The sequence below is a fragment of the Sulfuricella sp. genome, from assembly GCA_041651995.1.
GTDB lineage: Bacteria > Pseudomonadota > Gammaproteobacteria > Burkholderiales > Sulfuricellaceae > Sulfurimicrobium.
Genome location: JBAZID010000001.1, coordinates 418,817 through 438,005, shown reverse-complemented (window position 1 = coordinate 438,005; position 19,189 = coordinate 418,817). Strand labels below are relative to the sequence as shown.

At 59.6% G+C, this 19,189-nt stretch carries 21 protein-coding genes; 2 read left to right on the top strand and 19 right to left on the bottom strand.

Annotated features, from left to right (window positions below):
- Nucleotides 1–8: 8 nt before the first annotated feature.
- The 14 genes from WC392_02055 to WC392_01990 all read right to left on the bottom strand — a co-directional run bounded on the left by WC392_02055 (nucleotide 9) and on the right by WC392_01990 (nucleotide 12,806).
- Complete coding sequence (locus WC392_02055) at nucleotides 9–281, bottom strand: hypothetical protein (protein MFA5241138.1); 273 nt, start codon at nucleotides 279–281, stop codon at nucleotides 9–11.
- Nucleotides 278–3,181 carry a DNA methyltransferase gene (locus WC392_02050; protein MFA5241137.1) on the bottom strand — a complete coding sequence of 968 codons (2,904 nt, stop codon included), beginning with the start codon at nucleotides 3,179–3,181 and terminating at the stop codon, nucleotides 278–280. The genes WC392_02055 and WC392_02050 overlap by 4 nt, the downstream gene beginning before the upstream one ends.
- Nucleotides 3,182–3,360: 179 nt before the next feature.
- Nucleotides 3,361–4,182 (bottom strand): 1,4-dihydroxy-2-naphthoyl-CoA synthase, encoded by an 822-nt coding sequence (gene menB / locus WC392_02045; protein MFA5241136.1) that lies wholly within the window; start codon nucleotides 4,180–4,182, stop codon nucleotides 3,361–3,363.
- Between the two features lie 107 nt (nucleotides 4,183–4,289).
- Nucleotides 4,290–6,119, bottom strand: a complete 1,830-nt coding sequence (locus WC392_02040) for a VWA domain-containing protein (GenBank protein MFA5241135.1) — start codon at nucleotides 6,117–6,119, stop codon at nucleotides 4,290–4,292.
- Nucleotides 6,120–6,269: 150 nt separating this feature from the next.
- Nucleotides 6,270–6,722 carry a CBS domain-containing protein gene (locus WC392_02035; GenBank protein MFA5241134.1) on the bottom strand — a complete coding sequence of 151 codons (453 nt, stop codon included), beginning with the start codon at nucleotides 6,720–6,722 and terminating at the stop codon, nucleotides 6,270–6,272.
- A gap of 327 nt (nucleotides 6,723–7,049) precedes the next feature.
- On the bottom strand, nucleotides 7,050–7,436 hold the full coding sequence (locus WC392_02030; GenBank protein ID MFA5241133.1) for a type II toxin-antitoxin system VapC family toxin: 387 nt from the start codon (nucleotides 7,434–7,436) through the stop codon (nucleotides 7,050–7,052).
- A complete protein-coding gene (locus tag WC392_02025; GenBank protein ID MFA5241132.1) occupies nucleotides 7,433–7,675 on the bottom strand; it encodes a type II toxin-antitoxin system Phd/YefM family antitoxin in 243 nt (80 codons plus the stop codon). The genes WC392_02030 and WC392_02025 overlap by 4 nt, the downstream gene beginning before the upstream one ends.
- Nucleotides 7,676–7,744: 69 nt before the next feature.
- Entirely contained in the window at nucleotides 7,745–8,713 is a 969-nt protein-coding gene (locus WC392_02020) for a 4Fe-4S binding protein (GenBank protein ID MFA5241131.1), read from the bottom strand.
- Nucleotides 8,704–9,132, bottom strand: coding sequence for a hypothetical protein (locus tag WC392_02015; GenBank protein ID MFA5241130.1), 429 nt, complete (start codon nucleotides 9,130–9,132; stop codon nucleotides 8,704–8,706). The genes WC392_02020 and WC392_02015 overlap by 10 nt, the downstream gene beginning before the upstream one ends.
- Nucleotides 9,113–9,895, bottom strand: coding sequence for a CbbQ/NirQ/NorQ/GpvN family protein (locus tag WC392_02010; GenBank protein MFA5241129.1), 783 nt, complete (start codon nucleotides 9,893–9,895; stop codon nucleotides 9,113–9,115). Before WC392_02010 ends, WC392_02015 begins: the two co-directional genes overlap by 20 nt.
- A 122-nt stretch (nucleotides 9,896–10,017) precedes the next feature.
- On the bottom strand, nucleotides 10,018–10,299 hold the full coding sequence (locus WC392_02005) for a cytochrome C oxidase subunit IV family protein (GenBank protein MFA5241128.1): 282 nt from the start codon (nucleotides 10,297–10,299) through the stop codon (nucleotides 10,018–10,020).
- A gap of 10 nt (nucleotides 10,300–10,309) precedes the next feature.
- On the bottom strand, nucleotides 10,310–10,897 hold the full coding sequence (locus WC392_02000; protein MFA5241127.1) for a cytochrome c oxidase subunit 3 family protein: 588 nt from the start codon (nucleotides 10,895–10,897) through the stop codon (nucleotides 10,310–10,312).
- Between the two features lie 59 nt (nucleotides 10,898–10,956).
- A complete protein-coding gene (locus tag WC392_01995; protein ID MFA5241126.1) occupies nucleotides 10,957–12,336 on the bottom strand; it encodes a cbb3-type cytochrome c oxidase subunit I in 1,380 nt (459 codons plus the stop codon).
- Between the two features lie 44 nt (nucleotides 12,337–12,380).
- Nucleotides 12,381–12,806 (bottom strand): cytochrome c, encoded by a 426-nt coding sequence (locus WC392_01990; protein ID MFA5241125.1) that lies wholly within the window; start codon nucleotides 12,804–12,806, stop codon nucleotides 12,381–12,383.
- A 241-nt stretch (nucleotides 12,807–13,047) separates the two neighbouring features.
- On the opposite strand from WC392_01990, the gene WC392_01985 reads away from it, so the two are divergent.
- Both WC392_01985 and WC392_01980 read left to right on the top strand, forming a co-directional pair.
- Nucleotides 13,048–14,172, top strand: coding sequence for a hypothetical protein (locus WC392_01985; protein MFA5241124.1), 1,125 nt, complete (start codon nucleotides 13,048–13,050; stop codon nucleotides 14,170–14,172).
- 70 nt (nucleotides 14,173–14,242) lie between these two features.
- Nucleotides 14,243–14,497 carry a DUF2249 domain-containing protein gene (locus tag WC392_01980; protein ID MFA5241123.1) on the top strand — a complete coding sequence of 85 codons (255 nt, stop codon included), beginning with the start codon at nucleotides 14,243–14,245 and terminating at the stop codon, nucleotides 14,495–14,497.
- On the opposite strand, the gene WC392_01975 is transcribed toward WC392_01980, so the two are convergent.
- The 5 genes from WC392_01975 to WC392_01955 all read right to left on the bottom strand — a co-directional run bounded on the left by WC392_01975 (nucleotide 14,484) and on the right by WC392_01955 (nucleotide 19,155).
- Complete coding sequence (locus tag WC392_01975) at nucleotides 14,484–15,794, bottom strand: hypothetical protein (protein ID MFA5241122.1); 1,311 nt, start codon at nucleotides 15,792–15,794, stop codon at nucleotides 14,484–14,486. The genes WC392_01980 and WC392_01975 overlap by 14 nt on opposite strands.
- A 124-nt stretch (nucleotides 15,795–15,918) precedes the next feature.
- Nucleotides 15,919–16,173, bottom strand: coding sequence for a DUF2249 domain-containing protein (locus WC392_01970; protein MFA5241121.1), 255 nt, complete (start codon nucleotides 16,171–16,173; stop codon nucleotides 15,919–15,921).
- Between the two features lies 1 nt (nucleotide 16,174).
- Nucleotides 16,175–16,615: a hemerythrin domain-containing protein gene (locus WC392_01965; GenBank protein ID MFA5241120.1), complete on the bottom strand. Its 441-nt coding sequence runs from the start codon at nucleotides 16,613–16,615 to the stop codon at nucleotides 16,175–16,177.
- A 116-nt stretch (nucleotides 16,616–16,731) separates the two neighbouring features.
- Nucleotides 16,732–17,955 (bottom strand): NnrS family protein, encoded by a 1,224-nt coding sequence (locus WC392_01960; GenBank protein MFA5241119.1) that lies wholly within the window; start codon nucleotides 17,953–17,955, stop codon nucleotides 16,732–16,734.
- 84 nt (nucleotides 17,956–18,039) lie between these two features.
- Nucleotides 18,040–19,155, bottom strand: a complete 1,116-nt coding sequence (locus WC392_01955; GenBank protein ID MFA5241118.1) for a GGDEF domain-containing protein — start codon at nucleotides 19,153–19,155, stop codon at nucleotides 18,040–18,042.
- Nucleotides 19,156–19,189: the final 34 nt, after the last annotated feature.

Here is a 19,189-nt window from a genome sequence, read left to right as displayed (position 1 = left end):
CTTACACGTTACAAGCTCGGTGCCAGCATGTTCATGTTGTAGTGTTTGAGTTGGCGCTGCACCTGCCGCTTGCCTTCGGTTTGAACTGCTAAGAAATCCTTAGCAGTTGCCTCGGCGCTCAGCTCTTCGTCGCTGTAGATGTTGCGCAGGTGCATCAAAATGTTTTCGGGCGTGGTGCCTAGTAGCTCGGCCAATTGACGCTGCGTCAACCAGACGGTTTCCTGCGCCAGCTTGACGGACACGGCTCCATTTTCGGCTTCGTAAATGACGATGTCGCTCATGTGTTTTCTCCCCGCTGGCGTGGTTTTCTGGTTTTTCCGCTAGACGCTGCCGGGAGCAAGGACGTGAGTTGCTGATAGCGCTCGAACAGAAACGCCACGCGCTCGGCTTCGGTTTTGAAGCCGCTTTTGCCATAGGCGGCGTCAACCGCCTTATCCAGCGCCTGATGCGCCTTAAGCAGCGCGGGCGGCATGCTGAGCGGGTCGTAGAGATCGGCCAGGGTGGCTCCCCCATCCCCTGCCCTTCCCCCGGAGGGAGAAGGGTTCATATAGAGGGCGCGGGTGTCGAGGACGGCCTGGGCGGCGGCTTCGATCAAATCCCCCCTGCCCCCCTTTTTCAAAGGGGGGTGTGCTTCGTTCAAGGGCGCGGCAGTTCCCCCCTTTGCAAAAGGGGGGTTAGGGGGGATTTGGATTTCTGGCCAGGGGAAGTTGTTGTAAACGATGCTGGCGGAGTAACGGTAGCGGCTTTCCAGCCGCCCGCAAACAGCGCGCACCCAGGCGTTGTGCATGGTGGAGGTGAGGATGCCGAAGTGGTAAAGAGTGGCATTGGGAGCGATTTTAACCAGATTGCTGGCAAGCGTTTCGGGTTGCTCATAGCCAATAGGAATGAACAAACGGCGCTCCGAGGATACTTCCGGGAGCACCAGATAAGGCCCGGTCGGCATGTTCTCCACATGAAACCGCGTTGGCGTCTCCGCCAGTTTTTGCGTCGGCGCGCTCTTGCTGGCCAGGCGCAGCGCTTTGACCGCCAGCACCCGCTTCATCGCCTCCGGCATCGCGCGCAGCTGTTCCGGCGGGCAGTCACCCAGCCACAGGCACCAGCGCTCATAACCATTGATGAACTCGTCGGCGCCGATCCAGCGGCGGAAGAACGGTGCGGCGGCAGGCTCCTTTGCCACAAAGGCGGCTTTTTCATCGGAGGTAAACAGGTATTGCCCGCCATCGATGGGTTTGTTGCCGATGCCGATTTCCGGTGCCGCGCAAATTGGTTTCGAGCGGCGCGGCAGCACCATGTCCGGCGCATCCACCAGGTAGGGGTTGATGTTGGCCGCTCTGACGGCATGGGGTTCACCTTTGATGTCGTCATACTCGAACAGGGTTTTTGCCGCCACGTCGCCCAGCCCGAAACCGACGATGACGCAATGCACGGCGGCATTACCGCGCGCCTCGTTGTTCCAACTAAAGGTGCGGTGCGCGAAATGAATCTTGATGCCTTGCGCCAGTAGCCAGCTCCATAGCGCGCCGGCTTGTTCACCCTGGGTGATGCTGTTGGTGGAGACGAAGGCGGCACGGATGCACCCCCTCTCCCCCAACCCCTCCCCCGCAAGGGGGGAGGGGAGTTTCATGTACCTCGCCGCCTTGACATACCAGGCCGCGACAAAATCCAGCAGCCCCGCGTTATTGATGTTGCCAAAGGCGTGCGCCGCATCCGCGCGCTGGGTGTCGCTCATGTATTTGGCGCCGATGAACGGCGGGTTCCCCATCACGTAGCTGCATTTCTCCGCCGCCACCACCTCGTTCCAGTCCAGCGTCAAGGCGTTGCCGCACACGATGCTGGCGCTGGCTTTTAACGGGATGCGGGCGAAGTACATCCCGAACTCTTCCGACACGCGCAAATTCATCTGATGGTCCATCAGCCACATCGCGACCTGGGCGATCTGGGCGGGGAATTCCTCGATTTCGATGCCGTAGAATTGGTCCACATCGAGGTTGATGAGGCTGTGCACGTCCAGCGTGAGCTGTTCGCTGGCGCGCGAGGCGCGCAGGACTTCGAGTTCCAGCAGGCGCAGTTCGCGGTAGGCGATGACGAGGAAGTTGCCGCAGCCGCAGGCGGGGTCGAAAAATGTCAGGTCGCGCAGTTTCTTGTGAAATTCGAACAGCTTGTTCTTGTTGCTTTTGGCCTTGTTGAATTCGGCCCATAGCGCATCGAGGAACAGCGGCTTGATGAGCTTGAGGATGTTCTTTTCGCTGGTGTAGTGCGCGCCGAGATTGCGGCGCGCCTGTTTGTCCATGATGGACTGAAACAGCGAGCCGAAAATGGCGGGGGAAATGCGGCTCCAGTCGAGCGCGCAGCAGTCAAGCAGGGACTGGCGCATGGCGCTGTCGAAGCCGGCCATGGGCAGCGTTTCCTCGAACAGTTTGCCGTTGACGTAGGGAAAGGCGGCGAGTTGTTCGTCGAGATTTTTCAGACGCTGGGTTTCAGGGGTGTTGAGCACCTGAAACAGGGCGCTGAGGTGATAGGCCAGATCGCTGCCATCAGCGCTGGTGCGCTGTTCGATGTAGTCCTGAAACTGCTGGCGCTCGAAGATGCCGGTGTCTTCGCCAAACAGGCAGAACAGCAGGCGCACCAGGTAGAGTTCCAGCGGGTGGCCATCAAAGCCGGTTTCGCGCATCTGGTCGTGCAGCCTGCCCATGCGTTCGGCGGCCTTGATGTTGACCGGGTCCTGCTCCTGTATCTTGTGGGTCTGATACCCGGCGATGAAGCCGAACAGGCGCACGTTCTTGTGCAGGTCTTTGAGCTCGAATTCGTGCTGTTCGTTTTCTTCCAGATCGTAGAGGCGAAAGCGGGCGAAGTCGGAGACCAGCACATATTTGGGCAAGTCGCGTTCCACAATGCCGGGAAAGTAGTCCAGCGCCTGGGTGTAGGCCTTGTCGAGATTTTTGCCGCGCGATTTGTGTTCGACCAGCAGCACGCCTTTCCAGAACAGGTCGATGAAGCCCTGCTTGTCGCCCAGCTTTTTGACCGGCTCCTCGAACGAGGCAAGCCGTTTGCGGCTGATGCCGAAGATGTTGAAAAAGCCGTCCCAGAAGGATTTGGCTTCGGCATCTTCCGAGGATTCGTTTTGCCATTCCCGGGAAAACCCCAGGGCGCGGCTTTTGATTTCGTTCCAGCTTAGGGGCATGGTTTTAACTCGTTTATTAAGGCTGGCTACCCATGTCATGTAGGTTGGGTTAGGTGCGTTTTTTGCACCGTAACCCAACAAACCCAATTCTCCTTAAAAAAACCGGATTTGAATTTTTGGGTTTGTTGGGTTACGCGATAAGGCCGCTAACCCAACCTACATTTTGGTGCTCAGTTGGTTCATGGCCGGCGCGGGAATTTGCTGAAATCCGGCGCGCGTTTTTCCAGCCAGGCATTGCGGCCTTCCTGGCCTTCCGGGGTCATGTAGTAGAGGGCGGTGGCGTTGCCCGCCAGTTCCTGGATGCCGGCCAGGCCGTCGGTGTCGGCGTTGAAGGCGGCTTTCAGCATGCGCAGCGCGGTGGGCGAGTGCTGCAGCATTTCGCGGCACCATTTGACGGTTTCGGTTTCCAGTTCGGCCAGTGGCACTACCGCGTTCACCAGCCCCATCTCCAGCGCCTGACTGGCGTCGTACTGGCGGCACAGGAACCAGATTTCCTTGGCTTTTTTCAGCCCTACCGCGCGTGCCAGCAAGCCGGCGCCAAGGCCCGCATCAAAGCTGCCGACGCGCGGCCCGGTCTGGCCGAAGCGGGCGTTGCCGGCGGCGATGGTGAGGTCGCACACCAGGTGCAGCACGTGGCCGCCGCCGATGGCGTAGCCCGCCACCATTGCCACCACGGGCTTGGGCAGGCGGCGGATCTGCATTTGCAGGTCGAGCACATTGAGATGCGGCGTGCCTTCTTTATCGTGGTAGCCGCCATCGTCGCCGCGTATCTTCTGGTCGCCGCCGGAGCAGAAGGCCTGCTCACCCGCGCCGGTGAGGATGATGGCGCCGATTTCCGGGTCGAGATGCGCCTGCTGGAAGGCCTGCATCAGCTCCTGAACCGTCTGCGGGCGGAAGGCGTTGCGCACCTCGGGACGGTTGATGGTGATGCGGGCGATGCCTTCCGCCTGGTGATAGAGAATGTCCTGAAAACTGCCTGCTGGTTGCCAATCCATGTATATGCCTGAGTGCCCTTGAAAGGGGAAATTATGTCATAAAAGCTAACCCCTCCCTGCCTCCCCTTGTCAGGGGAGGAGCAAGCACCCCCCCTGACAAGGGGGATGAGGGGTTAGCTCGTCAGCTGCGCATACAGCATCGGCAGTTCGCGCGGCAGTTCTTCCGGTTTGCGGATCACCACGTAGCCGTTGACGCCGAACAGGTGCGGCAGATAGCTGCTGCCTTTTTCGTCGATGGTGACGCAGAAGGGGCGCAGGCCCATCTGGCGCGCCTCGTGGATGGCGACGCGGGTGTCTTCGACGCCGTAGCGGCCTTCGTACTGGTCGAGGTCGTTGGGCTTGCCGTCGGTGAGGATCAGCAGCAGGCGCTGCGTCGCCGCCTGTTTGACGAGCAGCTGGCTGGAGTGGCGGATGGCGGCGCCCATGCGGGTGTAGAAGCCGGGTTTGATGGCCTGGATGCGGCCGCGTACTTCAGCGTTGTATTTGTGCTCGAATTCCTTGAGTACATGAAAGCGAATGTTTTCGCGCTTGAGAGAGGAGAAGCCATAAAGCGCGAAACGGTCACCAGTGGCCGAAAGCGCTTCGGAAAACAGGAACAGGGTGTCGCGGATGACGTCGATGACGCGGGCGTGATCGCTGGCGTAGGCATCGGTGGAAAGCGACAGGTCCGCCAGCAGCAGGCAGGCGAGGTCGCGGTCGCGGTATTGATGCGCCTTGTATAGCCCCTGCTCGCGGGCCTGCAAACCGCCGATACGGTCGGCACTGAATTGCACGCAGGCATCGAGGTCGAGTTCAGTGCCGTCGAATTGTCCCTTGAGCCACACCTTGGCCGGGGCCAGCGCCTCGAACTGGCTGCGCAGGCGGCGTGCGGTGGCGCCGAGATGCGCCGGAAGCGGAAGTGGCTCGGCATTGCGTGCCACCATGGGCTGCAAGCGGCAGTGTCCGGGCTGCATGAGGCGCTTTTTGTAATGCCATTCCGGCAACAGGATGCCGCCGCCGAGCGGCTGGTCATCCGCTTGCTCGGAAGGCAGGTCCAGATCGAATCGCAGCCGTGAGGCAGTGGCCTTGCCATCCTGCGCCACGCTCAGGTTATCCAGATCTTCGGCGGCGCTTTCGTCGGGGGCTTCGTCTTCCTCGGTGGGGCGGTTGATCTTGATGTATTCGGCCCAGCTGAAAATACTTTCTGCGCGGAAAAACATCATGAAGCCATCTTTTCCATCCGGCATTTCGACCCGCTCCGCCTTGTAGCGGCGGTCTTTTTCGTTTTTCTTGCTCTCGCCGCCTTCATGGTTTTCGGGTTCGTTGCTGCTGCCGCCGCTGGCGGATGCGCTGGGGGGCGGGGTGGGGTGCAGCCACAGGTGGACCGGCTGGGGAGGGCGCTTGGCGCGGGCCATTCGCTCTACGCTGCCGGGGTGCCGCAGCGCAGCGCGAATGGCCGTCTCCTGTTCGCGTTCGCCCTGCGGCAGGCGTTCAGGCAGCGGGCGCTGGGCCAGCACGGCATCGACCAGGCGGTGGTAGCGGGGAGCCAGGCCGGGAAAGCGGGCCAGAACATCCAGTGTGGCTTGCTGGTTGCGCCGTATCCAGGGCTGTGCTGGATCGGATCCGGTGGCGGCCAGGGCAATCAGCCAGAGATATAAATCGCGGTTCAATCCGCGCTGGGGGAAAAGGTCGATTGACGTGGGCAGGTTCAGCGTTTCCCCATCCAGCCAGGTCAGTTCGGCTTTGGTATTGCTGCCGGCAATGCGTTGCAGCAGGCTGCGTTTTGCGCCGTGTTCTGTCGCGGTCGAGGATTTGACGGCCAGTCCGCTGTCGCCACCCCAGGCGCGGAACACGATGCCGGCGGTCTTGCTGATTTGCTCCAGCGTGACCGCTTCAAGGGGGTAGCGCTTGTCCGCCGCGCCGGTAATGAGTTTGTGCCAGAGGGCGCCGACCTGTTCTTCCATTTGCTCAAGCCGTCATGTGTGGGGAAGAAGGCAGTTTAAAGAATTCGGCGCGCGGTGCCTTGATGCAAAGCAAGGCGCCGGCAGTCTGTTGTGAACACCCCGCCCCGTCGTTGTGGCGGAATGCCTGTTCGCCGGCAGCGGAAAAATAAATCACTTTTCCGCTTCATCCTCCGGCCAATCCTTGATGTAGCGCTTGAGCAGCCTGTTTTCGAATTCCACATTGCTCAAGGCGGAACGGGCGACATCGTAGAAGGAAATAATGCCCATCAGCCCGTTTTCATCCACGACCGGCAAGTGGCTGATATGATTTTCGGTCATGACTTGCCGCACCTGGTCGACGGAATCCTCCGGGTGGCCGACGATGGGGGAGACGACCATCACATCGCGCACCAGGGTGTTGCACAGGTTGCACTTGGCCTTGCTCAGTCCGCGTACCAGGTGGCGGTCAGTGAGCAAACCGATCATCTTGTCGTGCTCTTTTACCACCAGGGAGCCGATGTCGTGCCGGGTCATGAGCGCAACCGCCTCATGGATGAACTGGTCGGGAGCGATGCTGTGGATTTCGACGTTTTTCTTTGCCGCCAGAATTTCGCGAATACTCATGGTTTGACCCTCCGGTAGTGACTCTTGAATCATGCCGAATATTCGGGCAGGAAGCAACGCGCCCTTTTTGCTGACGCATGGGGCCTGGATCAGCGCTTTTTTTTCGGTTGATAACAATGCGCCGGGATGTCGATGTGATGGCCGAAATCCCGTGCCGACTTGTCCAGCGAACATTCGTCCTGAACCCATTTCAGCAAGGGGCCGCGCGGGTTGTTGGCCTGCACCTGTGAGCCCGTGTAGGGCGGATTAGCGTAGCGTAATCCGCCGAATGTGCTCTACCATGCGGCGCAATGCCCTTCGGGTATTGACGCCCTGCGTTTCATTGCGTCAAACCACGCGTACAGTCGACCCGTAGCGGGCCAGTTTGGCGTCGCTCGTCAGCAGTACCAGCGGTTCCGTCCGGCTTTGCGCCACCAACAGGCGGTCGAACGGGTCGCGGTGGTCGTCGAAAAGCGGCAAGGCGGCAACGGACAAGAGATGCTCGTTCTTGATGTCCAGCCATTCGAAGCCGGAAGCTTCGGCCGTTTTGACGAATCGCGGCAAGTCGATCTCCAGCTTGCCGATGGAAATCTTGATCGCCATTTCCCATAGCGAGGCGCGGCTGATTGCCACCGGTTCGGCCGTGCTTTCGACCAGTTCCCGCGCCTCGGCGGGGACGCGCTGAGCGCGAATCAGCCACCACAGTGCCAAGTGGGTGTCGAGCAGCAATCTCATGCGGCATGATCTTTCAGGCAATTAAAAAGTTCGTCGATGGGTGCATCGAAATCGTCGGCGATCCTGCCTTCGCCCTCCATCGCGCCGGGTGGCGCGATCCTGCGCTTGGGCGGCGCGTAGGGGATGAGGCGGACGATGGGCGCACCGGCCTTGGCGATCACCACGTCCTCTCCGGCTTGCACTTGTTCGAGCAGCTTGGAAAGCTGGGTCTTGGCTTCGTGTATGTTGACGAGTTGCAAGGCAATCTCCCGAAATCGAGTTAGCTAGGTGTTAGTCTATCCGGGTTCTGCTTGCATGGCAAATACGTTTTATTTCTTTTTGCCCGGTTCGTAGCAATGCGCCGGGATGTCGATGTGATGGCCGAAATCCCGTGCCGACTTGTCCAGCGAACATTCGTCCTGAACCCATTTCAGCAAGGGGCCGCGCGGGTTGTTGGCCTGCACCTGTGAGCAGGCGTTGGCGCATTGCCCGCACTGGGTGCAGGTGAACATGAGGCGCTTGATGCTGCGCGGCCGGATGCGCATCGGGCAGACGTTGTCGCAGGCGGCGTTGCAGTCAATGCAGGAGGCCGCGCGGCGGCGGTCGAAGCCGATTACCATTGCCTTGTGGTTGCCCATCCAGGCGAGACTCTGAAACAGGCCGATGGCGCAGGCGTAGCGGCAGAAGAGGTGGCGCGCGAACATGAATTCGACGAAGAAGGCGAGGGTGGCCGCAGTGAGAAAAACGCTCTGGTTGCGGGTCAGCGTCCCGTTCCAGAGGTTGCCGTAGATTTCTGCCGGGGGGAGCAGGTAGGTCAATAGCGCGATGGCCCACAGGAAAGCGAAGCCGATCACCAGCGGCAGCAGCACCAGCCAGTAGAGGGGGTTGGCTTTGGTGAGGGTGCCGTCGGCATTCTTTTCCGGCAGCACGTGGTGGTCCCACAGGCTTTGCTTGCCCGTGGCGCGGCGCATGAGCTGGTTGATGGTCTCCACTACCGAGAAGTGGGGACACAGCCAGCCACAGTAGAGGCGGCCCCATTTCCAGGATATCCACACGCCGAGAGCGATCGTCCCGAGTATCGGCAGGCCGCCGCGCAGGATCAGGCGAATTGCGGCTTCAGTGGCGTCGATGCGCCCCGCGGCGAAGTCGTCCAGCCCCAGCGTCCAGTGCATGCCGAGGAAAAAGAAATGCTTGAGGTTGAGGTCGAGGCGGAACAGGTCGAATACCGGCGCCAGCAGGAACAGGATGAAAAACCCGGCCTGGAACATGAGCCGTTTTTGCTGGGTATTCAGCCGCACGGCCGACCGATCAGCGGATAGACATATTTCTGCCCCGCCATGGCCTTGGCGAGACCGAGTATGCCCAGCAGAACGAGAGTGGAATGACAGGTGGTGAAGTAGATGATAAGCACCGTCCAGGTATTGGCCGAGGTGTAGCCGCCAAGCAGCAGAATGGCGAGGTTGGCGATTACCAGCAAAATCCCGGCCCAGATGCTGGCGGAAACGGTCTGTTTCAAATGGCATACGGCGAGCGAGGGCGCGCTCGCACGGTGTTTGAAGTATAGCCAGACAAGAATGGCGAAGCTGAGACCGGGTGCCAGCAGCAGGTTGGCGATGTAGAGTGCTTCAGCCGCTACAGCAAGCGTTTGCCCGGGCGGGGCTTGATATGGATCACCACCTTCCGGGGGCGCTTCGCTATCATTTTCCAAAAGTGGCATAGACGATCTCCATCAGTGCTTCGGCGGTCTCCTCGTCGTCGGTAAGAGGTTCCACCAGCGCGGCCCGGCAGGCATCCACCGGGTCGAAGCCGCTGCCGATCAGGGTGGCGGTGTAGACCAGCAGGCGCGTGCTTGCCGCCTCTTCCAGATCGTGTTCCTTGAGCGCGCGCAGGCTGTTGGCGAGGTTGACCAGTCTCTTTGACAGCATGGCATCGGCTCCGGTTTCACCGATGACGATCTGCTGTTCCAGTTCGGCCCCCGGAAAATCGAAGCGCAGGCTGACGAAACGCTGGCGCGTGCTGGGTTTCATGCCCTTGAGGAAATTCTGGTAGCCGGGGTTGTAGGACACCACCAGCATGAATTCGGGCGGCGCTTCGAGAATTTCACCGGTGCGCTCGATCGGCAGGATGCGCCGGTCGTCGGATAGCGGATGCAGTACCACGGTGGTGTCCTTGCGCGCTTCCACCACTTCATCCAGATAGCAGATTCCCCCTTCGCGCACGGCGCGGGTGAGCGGGCCGTCGTTCCAGTAGGTCACCCCGTCGCCGATCAGATGGCGCCCAACCAGGTCGGCCGCGGTGAGGTCGTCGTGGCAGGCCACGGTGTAGAGCGGCAGCCCGAGCCGCGCCGCCATGTGCGCCACGAAGCGCGTCTTGCCGCAGCCGGTGGGGCCCTTGATCAGGAGCGGCAGATGGTTGCGGTAGGCGTGCTCGAACAGTTCGATTTCATTGCCGTGGGGTTTGTAGAAAGGTAGGTCGCTCATATTCAGTCGCCGAAAATTAAACACGGGGCTCACGGGGCTCACGGGGTTTCAAGGGTTTCCCCCGTGCTCCCCGTGAGCCCCGTGGTTTATTGCCGTTTAGACTAACTCAAAAAGATGGGCAGTTACTTGACCGTCATCAAGTAAGCAATGGTAATCAATGAAGATACCAGCAGCAGCCAGCCCAGCACAATGCCGCGCCACAGCCAGCGGGTGCGGCGCAGCCCCATGAAGTAGCTGGCGACCATTTCCACCTTGATCACGGCGGTGCCGAGAACGGTAAGCATGACTGCTGTGCCGCTCCAGCCGGTTTCGCCAATGGCGTAAGTAACGCAGGTAAGAATGATCAGCGCCAGCCAGATGAGCGTGCAGGGGCGGATGAAGTGGGGTTTGTGGGGAGTATTCATCTGTTTGCCTTTAGCGGATCACATAAACCAGCGGAAACAGGATGATCCACAGCAGATCCACCATGTGCCAGTAGGAGGCGCCGGTCTCCACGCCAATATGGTTTTCGGCAGAGTAGCCAGCGCGCAAGGCTTTCACCATGACCGCAGCCAGAATCACCATGCCGAGAATGACATGCATGAAATGGAAGATCGTCAGCGACAGGTAAAACATGTAGAAAGTGTTGGTGCTGAGCGAAATGCCGGCAGCAAACGTGGCGTTGAACTCGGCGATCTTGATGGCCAGGAACACGAACCCAAGCCCAATGGCGGAGGCGATCCAGCGTGCGCAGCTGTTTGACAGTCCCTGCTTGATGGCCGCGACCGCGCGTACCATGAAATAGCTGCTGGTGATCAGCACCAGGGTGTTGATCGCGCCGGAGGTGCGGTTGAGGTGCTGTTGCGATTCGTTGAACAGCTCCACATTGTTTGCCCGCGCGAAGGCGTAGGCAACGAAGAAGACGCCGAAAGCCAGCAGTTCGGCGAAGATGAAAACCCAGATTGCCAGATCGCCAGGTGGCGTGGCATGGATTTCATGAGTGGTTTTTGGATTGTTTATCAAAATAGTATGGTATTCAGGTAAAAAAAGAGGGGCCCGAAGGCCCCTCCCAGGAGGAACGATTAAGCAGCTGTGTGTGCTTCGCCTTTCTTGCAGAAGAAGCTCCAGATGTACAGCACCAGACCCAGCAGGAACACGAAGCCGGTGATCTCACGCAGCCAGTAGAAGATCATGATCTGATCCTGTGCCGCCATGAAGCCCATCGGTGTGTCACCCATGCGCTGCAGCCAGACTTGCAGGATGCCAGCGGCGGTGAGGAACAGCGTGATGAACACGATGGATACCGTCATCAGCCAGAACGCCCACATTTCCATGGTCTGCGCAGCACCGGAGTTGGCGGTGCGGCCGCGCATCATCGGCATGGCGTAGGAGATCATGGCCAGGGTCACCATCACGTAGGCGCCGTAGAACGCCATGTGGCCGTGGGCGGCGGTGATCTGCGTGCCGTGGGTGAAGAAGTTCACCGGAGCCAGGGTGTGCAGGAAGCCCCACACGCCAGCGCCGAGGAATGCCATCACGCCGGTTCCCAGGGCCCACAGGGTGGCGGCCTTGTTGGGGTGCTCGCGGCGGCGACGGTTCACCATGTTGAAGGCAAACACGGTCATCATGAAGAACGGGATGGGTTCCAGAGCGGAGAACACGGAACCGAACCACTGCCAGTATTCAGGCGTACCGATCCAGAAGTAGTGGTGACCAGTACCGATGATGCCGGTGATCAGGGTCATGGCAATGATGATATACAGCCATTTTTCGATCACTTCGCGGTCAACGCCCGTTACCTTGATCAGAACAAAAGCCAGCATCGCACCCAGGATCAGCTCCCACACGCCTTCCACCCAGAGATGCACGGTCCACCACCAGAAGAACTTGTCCAGTACCGGGTTGGATGGGTTGTAGAAGGAGAACAGGAAGAATATCGCCAAGCCCCACAGGCCAATCAACATCACCAGGCTGATAGAGGTTTTGCGTCCCTTCAACACGGTCATGCTGATATTGAACAGGAAGGCCAGTGCTACGATCACGATGCCAACCTTGGTGATTAGCGGTTGCTCGAGGAATTCCCGGCCCATGGTGGGCAGGAGATCGTTACCCGTCATCGAGGCCAGCGTGGCATAAGGCACCATCAGATAGCCGACGATGGTGAGCGCGCCCGCCACCAGGAAGATCCAGAACATGAGCAGCGCCAGCTTGGGACTGAACAGCTCGGTTTCGGATTCCTCCGGGATCATGTAATACGCCGCGCCCATGAAGCCGAACAGCAGCCATACGATCAGCAGGTTGGTGTGGACCATGCGGGCCACGTTGAAAGGGATCGCCGGGAACAGGAAGTCGCCGACAACATATTGGTAGCCCATGATCAGGCCGAACAGAATCTGTCCGACGAACAGGCCAATTGCGGCAATGAAGTAAGGCTTCGCCACCGCTTGGGATTGGTATTGCATATTAATTCCTCCTAAACCTTGAAATTGTCAGAGAATCCAGTGGATTAACCTTCAATGTTCGGCGGCCACTTGTTGGTGTTGACCTCGGACATCCATTTCAGGAATGCGACCATGTCATCCAGTTCCTGATCGTTCAGGTTGAAATTTGGCATCTGGCGGCGGCCAGGTACGCCGGTGGGCTGAGCCTGAATCCATGCCTTGATGAATGGGCCGCCACGACGGGCGTAGACATTGCCCAGTTCAGGAGCGAAATATGCGCCTTCTCCCAGCAGAGTATGGCAACCGATACAATTGCGTGTTTCCCATATATGTTTGCCTCGTACGACCGAATCGGTGATGTTTTCCCGGTGATCGCGCTGCGGCAGGGTCTGCATGGTGTCAAAGGTCAGGCCGAGAAACAACAGGAAGAAAAATACAGCTCCCCCGTAGAAGATGTTCCGCGCCATCGCCTTGGTAAATGTTTCGCTCATATTACCTCCTGATTAGCTTGTGGTTATTGGGTTCCAGGCTGTTTACGTGTTGCCGCCTCCCGCCGGTGTTCGTGACGGGCAGCCGCGTAACGAATCGCCTGGAACGCGGCATGGAAAGACTAACCGAGCATGAGGCCCGAATCCTTGACGTGGATCAAGGTTGATGGTCTTAAGGAACTTTTGCCAGTATTTTTTGACGCCGCGTTATGATGGCGGTGTTCTGTATTCGAGAGTTGGCTTCATGCTTCTGGTTTTTCTGGTCATTACGGCGGTTCTGGCGATGGCCGGCGCACTGGTGCTGCCGATTTTCACGGATCTGCACCGGGCTGTCCATATCCACCTGGTTTTTGCGTTGGGCGTGATGCCCATGATCATGGCGGCGATGACCCACTTTGTCCCGGTACTGACCCGAACCGGAGGTGCGGCGCGCCAGGTCGAGCTGCTGGCCGGCCTGGTCTGGCAGGCCGGGGTGCTGGCGACCGCCTTTTTTGCCTTCAGCCTGCCCGCATCTGTTCGCCTCCTGGCTGCCTTGCTTGCACTGCTTGCCGTTGCGCGCATGGCAGGCTGGCAGTGGATGCGCGCCCGGGCGGCGCTGGGTAGCCCTCACCCCGGCGTGTACTGGTATCTGGCGGCATTGCTCTGCCTGGCGGCAAGTCTGCTGGCCGTGGTGGCGATGGATGTGTGGCCGGAGCAATTGCTGGCTTTCAAACGCCTGCATTTGCATTTGAATCTGTTCGGTTTCGTCGGCCTGACGGCCATTGGAACCCTGCAAGTCCTGCTTCCTACCGCGGCGGGGCGGCCGGATCCCGGGGTGGCAGGGCGGCTGCGGGCTGATCTTCCGTTCGCGCTGGGCGGAACATTGTTGATCGGCTTCGGTGCCGCCTGGTTGCCGCTTCTGTCCTGGCCCGGACTGATTCTGTGGCTGTTGCCATTGGCTCGCCTGGGGCGCTCCTGGCAGCAGAATTTCCATGCCGGGATTTTTTCATGGCATGGCGCCACCCCTTTGCTTGCCATGGCAGGCGTGAGTTATTGCCTGGCGCTGCTGGCGGGTGGCCTGCATGCCGCCGGCTGGGTGGAGTCCGCTTCTGCCGGACATCTGCTGGTTTTTGCTTTCTTGTTTTCGCTGGTAAGCGGTGCCATCGGGCAATTGCTTCCTCTCTGGCTCAGGCCGGGGCGGCAGACTGAATGGCATGCTTTGGCTCGCCGGTGGTTGACTTATGGCGGCGGAGCAAGGGCGCTTCTGTTGCTGGCTGCTGGCCTGCTGGTGCTGGCCGGGGTGCGTTGGGGGGCTGTATTGGCGCTGGCAGGTTTGCTGCCCCTGGTGCTGACTGCCCTGTGGACGGTGCTTCAATCGCGGCGTGCTTGATTTTGATCAAGGAGGGAGGGTTGTTGTATGTTATACCCTACTGATTTGATCGTGAATAAAGGAAAGCACAATGGCACAGTTCAATATCCTCCAACCTGAATCCATATACCCTTTCGATGCACGCTGCGTGGCCAAGCGCTTTCGTCATGCGGCTATTTTCGGCGCCCTCGATGCGCTCAATCCAGGCGAGACCATGCGTTTCATGAATGATCACGACCCGCTGCCGTTGCTGGAGCAGATGCGGCAGCGTTATGGCGACGGAATTGAAATTCAGTATGTGGCGCGGGAGCCGGAGCTTATTTCGATCAATTTCACCCGGCGTTAGCCGTTTGCCGAGACTGCCTGATGAGAGCATTTGCATGGCGATAAATGCGCCAGGCGGATGCCAGGTTCAGCCATAGCCACAGGCTGGATGCGCCAAACAACACGGCGGCGGGGTAGAAAAATATCGAAGGTTGCAGTGCCGCGGCAATGAGTGCGGCGAGGGCAGTGAAATGCAGCCACATTTGCCGCCGTGTCCGGATTTCGGGCAATATCTGCCTGACATTGGGTGCGATGGGATCTCCCGGCTTGCGCTGGCTTTGCAGGTGAAACCACACCAGAAACGGCACGATCTTGTAGAGCATGCCGTTAACCAGCGACATGGCGAAGCCGACGATCATCAGCAATCCCAGCAGCAGCCCGTATTTCCCGCTTTCCCCCCATTGGAAAATTTGTCCCGCCAGCCAGAGGGTAATGGCGAGCAGCATGCACAACATGCCTCCACGCCAGAAGCTCATGGTCACGTCCGGCATCTTGCGCTTCCTCCTGCTTTGCAGGTGCAGGGTGGCGATGGCAAAAAAGGCGAGTCCGCTTGATAGGGCTATGCCCAGCGGCAGCCGCAATGCCGGAAAGCTCAGGCTAAGTGGCAGCAGGAGCAGGAGCAGGAAAAGAATGGTGGCGAGCCAGCGTGTCGCAAAGCTGGGGTAGGCAGGGGTGAGCTGGAACATGGGGACTACCTGGAATGCCACGCCGGCGACCAGTAGCCCGGCCCAGCCCAGCAGGCCCCAGCTGAGGTGCAGGTTGGTGAACGGTTCGCGTGCCTGTAACCACCAGGAATAGGCGTGGTTGCTCAGTAGCAGCAATCCGAGTATGGCTGTTGCGGCAAGCATCAGCGCGGCCAGGCGCATTGCACGGGCCGTCATGTTGTTTGCCTGTGCCTTGCGCAGGGTGAAGAGGATCAGCGCCGCGAATGCCGGCAGCGCTATTCCGAGCAGGGGCAGCGCCGCCCGGAGCGCCGGTTGTGAGCCAAGAACCAGGCCGGCGCAGAGCAGGATAATGCCTGCTGTGCCCAGTGTATGAATGATTCTTGCCGCCCATAATGGGTGGCGAATCGGTGTGCCGGCCACGACGGGCAGCATCTGCATGATGGCGCCCATCATGATCAGGCCCAGAAAGCCCAGTGTCAGCATGTGCGTTGCGCCCAGTAGCGCAGGGTGCCAGCGGCTCAGCAGCATGTCCGGTCCCTGCCACAGTAGCAGCAGGGCGGCGGCGATGGAAAACAGGGGGGCGCTCAGAAAGAAACGTAGCGGCACCGAAATCGGGGGCGCCTGGTCTAGCGATAAACCGGCCGGCTGATTCATCTTGTATTCGTGAGGGGTTAGGAGTGAGGTGTGAGGAGGAAATTCATAACCGAAAGAACCCCGCGCGCTCCATGTGATCTTGGCGTCAAAAGTACGTGCCTAACCCGTTTTTTCATCTCACTCCTCACTCCTCACTCCTCACTCCTCCCGGGCTTGCATCCTTGTGCCAGATGAGGATTTCGTAGGTGCCGTCTCCGCGATCCATTTTCTGATAGGCAAAACCCCACTCCTGCAGGATGGGAAAAAGCATTCTGGGCTCGCGATGAATCAGGAGTCGCAGACGCTCGCCCGGAGGCAGCTTTTCAATGGCTTCCAGTGTTAGCTCCAGCGGTTCCGGCGGTTCCAGCCAGAGCGCATCGAGGAGGTGCTCCCGTGCCATGCTATCCGTTTACGGCGCGCATGCGCATTATCATGTCCTCTGCCTCGCCAGCCAGGACCTGATCCGCCATGTGGTAGAGCATCTGCTCCTCTTTCATGTTGTGTTGCTGCATGATGATGAGCAGGGTTTCGCAGTCGCCGAGAAAGGCATCGGAATCCTGGCGTGCCAGCGCGTCGGCCAACTGGTTGAGCAGGTCGGTCATCTGGCGGTGCTCCATGCGCATCACCTGGGTGGGGCCCTGGGTCATGCCGGTACGAGCCTCGAAGGCCGGGAACAGCACTTCCTCTTCCATGGCGAAATGGTGCCGCAGCGCATCATGGAAGCGCGCCCAGGCCTCAGCCGCCACAAGCCAGTCCCCTTGCGCAACGGCAGCCTCGGCAGCGGAAAACAGCGTGTCGCAATGATGGTGGTCGGGCGTGAGAAAGGCGCTGATGCTGGTCATGGGTTCGGACTCCGGCGGAGAAATGCGATTCGTCATTGTCCATGCGCCAGATGTCAGGCGCATTGACTTGAATCAAGGAAGATGTGGCTGCGGGGAAGGGGCGGGTATAAAGGCGCTTAACCCGGTTTGTGATCGATTCGCGGGCGCCAGTAAAGCGGGCCATATTTGGCAAACCAGATCCCGTAAGCGGCGAGCCAGATTCCCGCTGCCAAGGGGTAAAACAGGCTGGCCGGGAGTCCTAGCAGGTCGGGGGCGATGCGCGCCGTGGCCGTGAACTGAAAACCCAGAAACAGGGCCCAGGTCGCGGCGTCAGCCTCGAGTTCCCTGCCGGAGTGGCCGAGGGTCACCCTGGAAGCCATGGCGAGGATCATCGAGGCGAAAAATCCTATGGTCAGGGCGTGCAGTGGGGCCAGTCCGAAAGGCGCCGAACCGGTGACAAAGAGCGTCAGGCTTTGCACGCCGTACAGCAGCATGGCGATTGAAAGCCAGGCGAGGCTGACATGCAGCACTGCCAGCAGCTTGATGCTGAAGCTGCGCAGCAGACCCCAGGTATAGGAAAAATAGAGTGAACAGGCGAGCAGGGGGAAGTCGGCCAGCCATAGCAACTGCGGCTGTTGCGCCAGTTCCAGCGCGCCATGCAGCGTGGCGCAGGCAAGCATGAAATACAGCGCCCAATAAGGACGTACCAGAGTGTAATTGTCCAGTACCCGGCTGGAGAAGAAGGGAATCATCTTGTGGGACACCGTGAGCAGGATCGGTAGCATGAACCACCAGATTCCAGCGTGGCGCGAGAATGCCAGGGCAGAGGAATTATCGCTGGCGAGCCAGATCAGATAGGAGAGAACGCCCAGCCAGCCCATGATCAGGGCCAGGCTGGTGACGACAGGGTGGCGCTTGTCGTTATGCCTTGCCGTGAACAGCACTCTCAGCAGTGCATATAGGGCGATGCCCCAGCCTGCCAGCAGAAACGCGGTGCCTGCAAGCAGCAATGCCTTGCCTGCAATTAGCCCGAGGTAGAACAGCGCCACCCCGCTGGCCAGGCACAGAAAAGAGGGTACGTAAAAGCGTGCCGGAATCTTTTCCCAGTTCATCCAGTTGGGATAGGTGGTCATTAGAAAACCAAAGATGAAGAACGGGAAAAATCCGTACAGCATCAGAAAAGCGTGAGCCCAGGTTGGGGCAATGCTCCAGACCGGTGCGGCATAGATGCCGCCATAGCGGCCGAGCAGGTCGAATATCCACCACAGCAGGGTAAGCACTCCCTGGGCGGCACCGCCCAGCATCATCATGCGGTGAGGGGCGGCGGTAAAGGTGTGCCAAGTTTTTTGGAAAGTTGTCATGGCGCGCATTCTAGTCCGATTCGGGGGGCTGGAAAATGAGCCAGGTCAATTCTCCAGAAAACAGCTTGTTTCCAGATGCGCCGGTCAATTTGCCGCGCAGGAGACGATGCGGTCCTTGCCGTTCTGTTTTGCCGTGTACATGCGCTGATCGGCAATTTCAACCAGTTTGCGCCAGTCGTTGGTGCTGTCCAGGGTACGTTCCGCGAGGCCGATGCTGGCCGTGACCGGGGCGCCGTCCGGGCGCGTGTTCAGCCCGCGCACGCGCAGGCGTTCGAGCACTTTCTCCGCCTCGCCGCAATAGGTGCTGGGCAGAATCAGCAGAAATTCCTCCCCGCCCCAGCGCACCAGCATGTCTCCGGTGCGCAGACCGGCCCGAATCGCGGTCGTGGCGGCGATCAGGACCTTGTCTCCGGCCTCGTGCCCGTAGTTGTCGTTGACGCTCTTGAAATTGTCCAGGTCGACGAAAGCCACCGATAGCGGCGAATTGCTGCGCGAGGCAATGATGAACTGGATTTCCAGCAGCTCCTCGCCGCTCATGCGGGAAAAGGAGCGGGTAAGGGGGTCGTGCACAGCCTGCCGCACCAGCGCGATCATGAATCCCAGCTGGCTCATGCCACTCATGGTCGCTACCGCGGCAATCATGCCGGACAGCCATACGGTGCTGATGAGATGGCTCAGATTGAGCATGTCCAGCCCCCACAGGCTGGAGGCCAGTTCGGCGCCGAGTACCGGCAGGGCGAACACCATGCCCTCGATCGCGGTCAGCGGGAACATGCCGAGACCGGCAACCATTACGAATGGCAGGAAGGCATACACGCCGGCGATGGTGGATGACAGTCCATTGACGTCGGTTTGCTGCATCACGGTGTAGGAAAAAATATAGAACGCGGTAGGGATGAGATACAGGGCCGTCAGGGCGATGTAGGTGTCGCTCACACGGGTGGAGCCGCGGAACGAGATGGCCAGCAATCCAAACGCCGCGCTGGCGGCAAGCCTGCCGATGGCCAGTTCACCCCAGGCGGGCCAGGGCAGGATGTAGGCATCGACAGCGATCCATAGCGAGGTGAGCAGCGCGAACAGCGCTGCGATGATGCGCACACGCAGCAGGATCATTTCGGCGCGCCGTGTTGCCAGGAGCGGCATGTGTTTGCCCGGCCAGAATAGCCAGATCAATTCTTCGTTCGCGAGATTTATTTTCATAAGACTGGTTTATGTATTTTGTTGTTAATGACTG

Coding starts and splice junctions, on each gene's coding strand:
- WC392_02055 (MFA5241138.1), bottom strand. CDS start 281: ATGAGCGACATCGTCATTTACGAAGCCGAAAATGGAGCCGTGTCCGTC.
- WC392_02050 (MFA5241137.1), bottom strand. CDS start 3,181: ATGCCCCTAAGCTGGAACGAAATCAAAAGCCGCGCCCTGGGGTTTTCC.
- WC392_02040 (MFA5241135.1), bottom strand. CDS start 6,119: ATGGAAGAACAGGTCGGCGCCCTCTGGCACAAACTCATTACCGGCGCG.
- WC392_02035 (MFA5241134.1), bottom strand. CDS start 6,722: ATGAGTATTCGCGAAATTCTGGCGGCAAAGAAAAACGTCGAAATCCAC.
- WC392_02030 (MFA5241133.1), bottom strand. CDS start 7,436: ATGAGATTGCTGCTCGACACCCACTTGGCACTGTGGTGGCTGATTCGC.
- WC392_02015 (MFA5241130.1), bottom strand. CDS start 9,132: ATGCCACTTTTGGAAAATGATAGCGAAGCGCCCCCGGAAGGTGGTGAT.
- WC392_02010 (MFA5241129.1), bottom strand. CDS start 9,895: ATGAGCGACCTACCTTTCTACAAACCCCACGGCAATGAAATCGAACTG.
- WC392_02005 (MFA5241128.1), bottom strand. CDS start 10,299: ATGAATACTCCCCACAAACCCCACTTCATCCGCCCCTGCACGCTCATC.
- WC392_01995 (MFA5241126.1), bottom strand. CDS start 12,336: ATGCAATACCAATCCCAAGCGGTGGCGAAGCCTTACTTCATTGCCGCA.
- WC392_01990 (MFA5241125.1), bottom strand. CDS start 12,806: ATGAGCGAAACATTTACCAAGGCGATGGCGCGGAACATCTTCTACGGG.
- WC392_01985 (MFA5241124.1), top strand. CDS start 13,048: ATGCTTCTGGTTTTTCTGGTCATTACGGCGGTTCTGGCGATGGCCGGC.
- WC392_01980 (MFA5241123.1), top strand. CDS start 14,243: ATGGCACAGTTCAATATCCTCCAACCTGAATCCATATACCCTTTCGAT.
- WC392_01975 (MFA5241122.1), bottom strand. CDS start 15,794: ATGAATCAGCCGGCCGGTTTATCGCTAGACCAGGCGCCCCCGATTTCG.
- WC392_01970 (MFA5241121.1), bottom strand. CDS start 16,173: ATGGCACGGGAGCACCTCCTCGATGCGCTCTGGCTGGAACCGCCGGAA.
- WC392_01965 (MFA5241120.1), bottom strand. CDS start 16,615: ATGACCAGCATCAGCGCCTTTCTCACGCCCGACCACCATCATTGCGAC.
- WC392_01960 (MFA5241119.1), bottom strand. CDS start 17,955: ATGACAACTTTCCAAAAAACTTGGCACACCTTTACCGCCGCCCCTCAC.
- WC392_01955 (MFA5241118.1), bottom strand. CDS start 19,155: ATGAAAATAAATCTCGCGAACGAAGAATTGATCTGGCTATTCTGGCCG.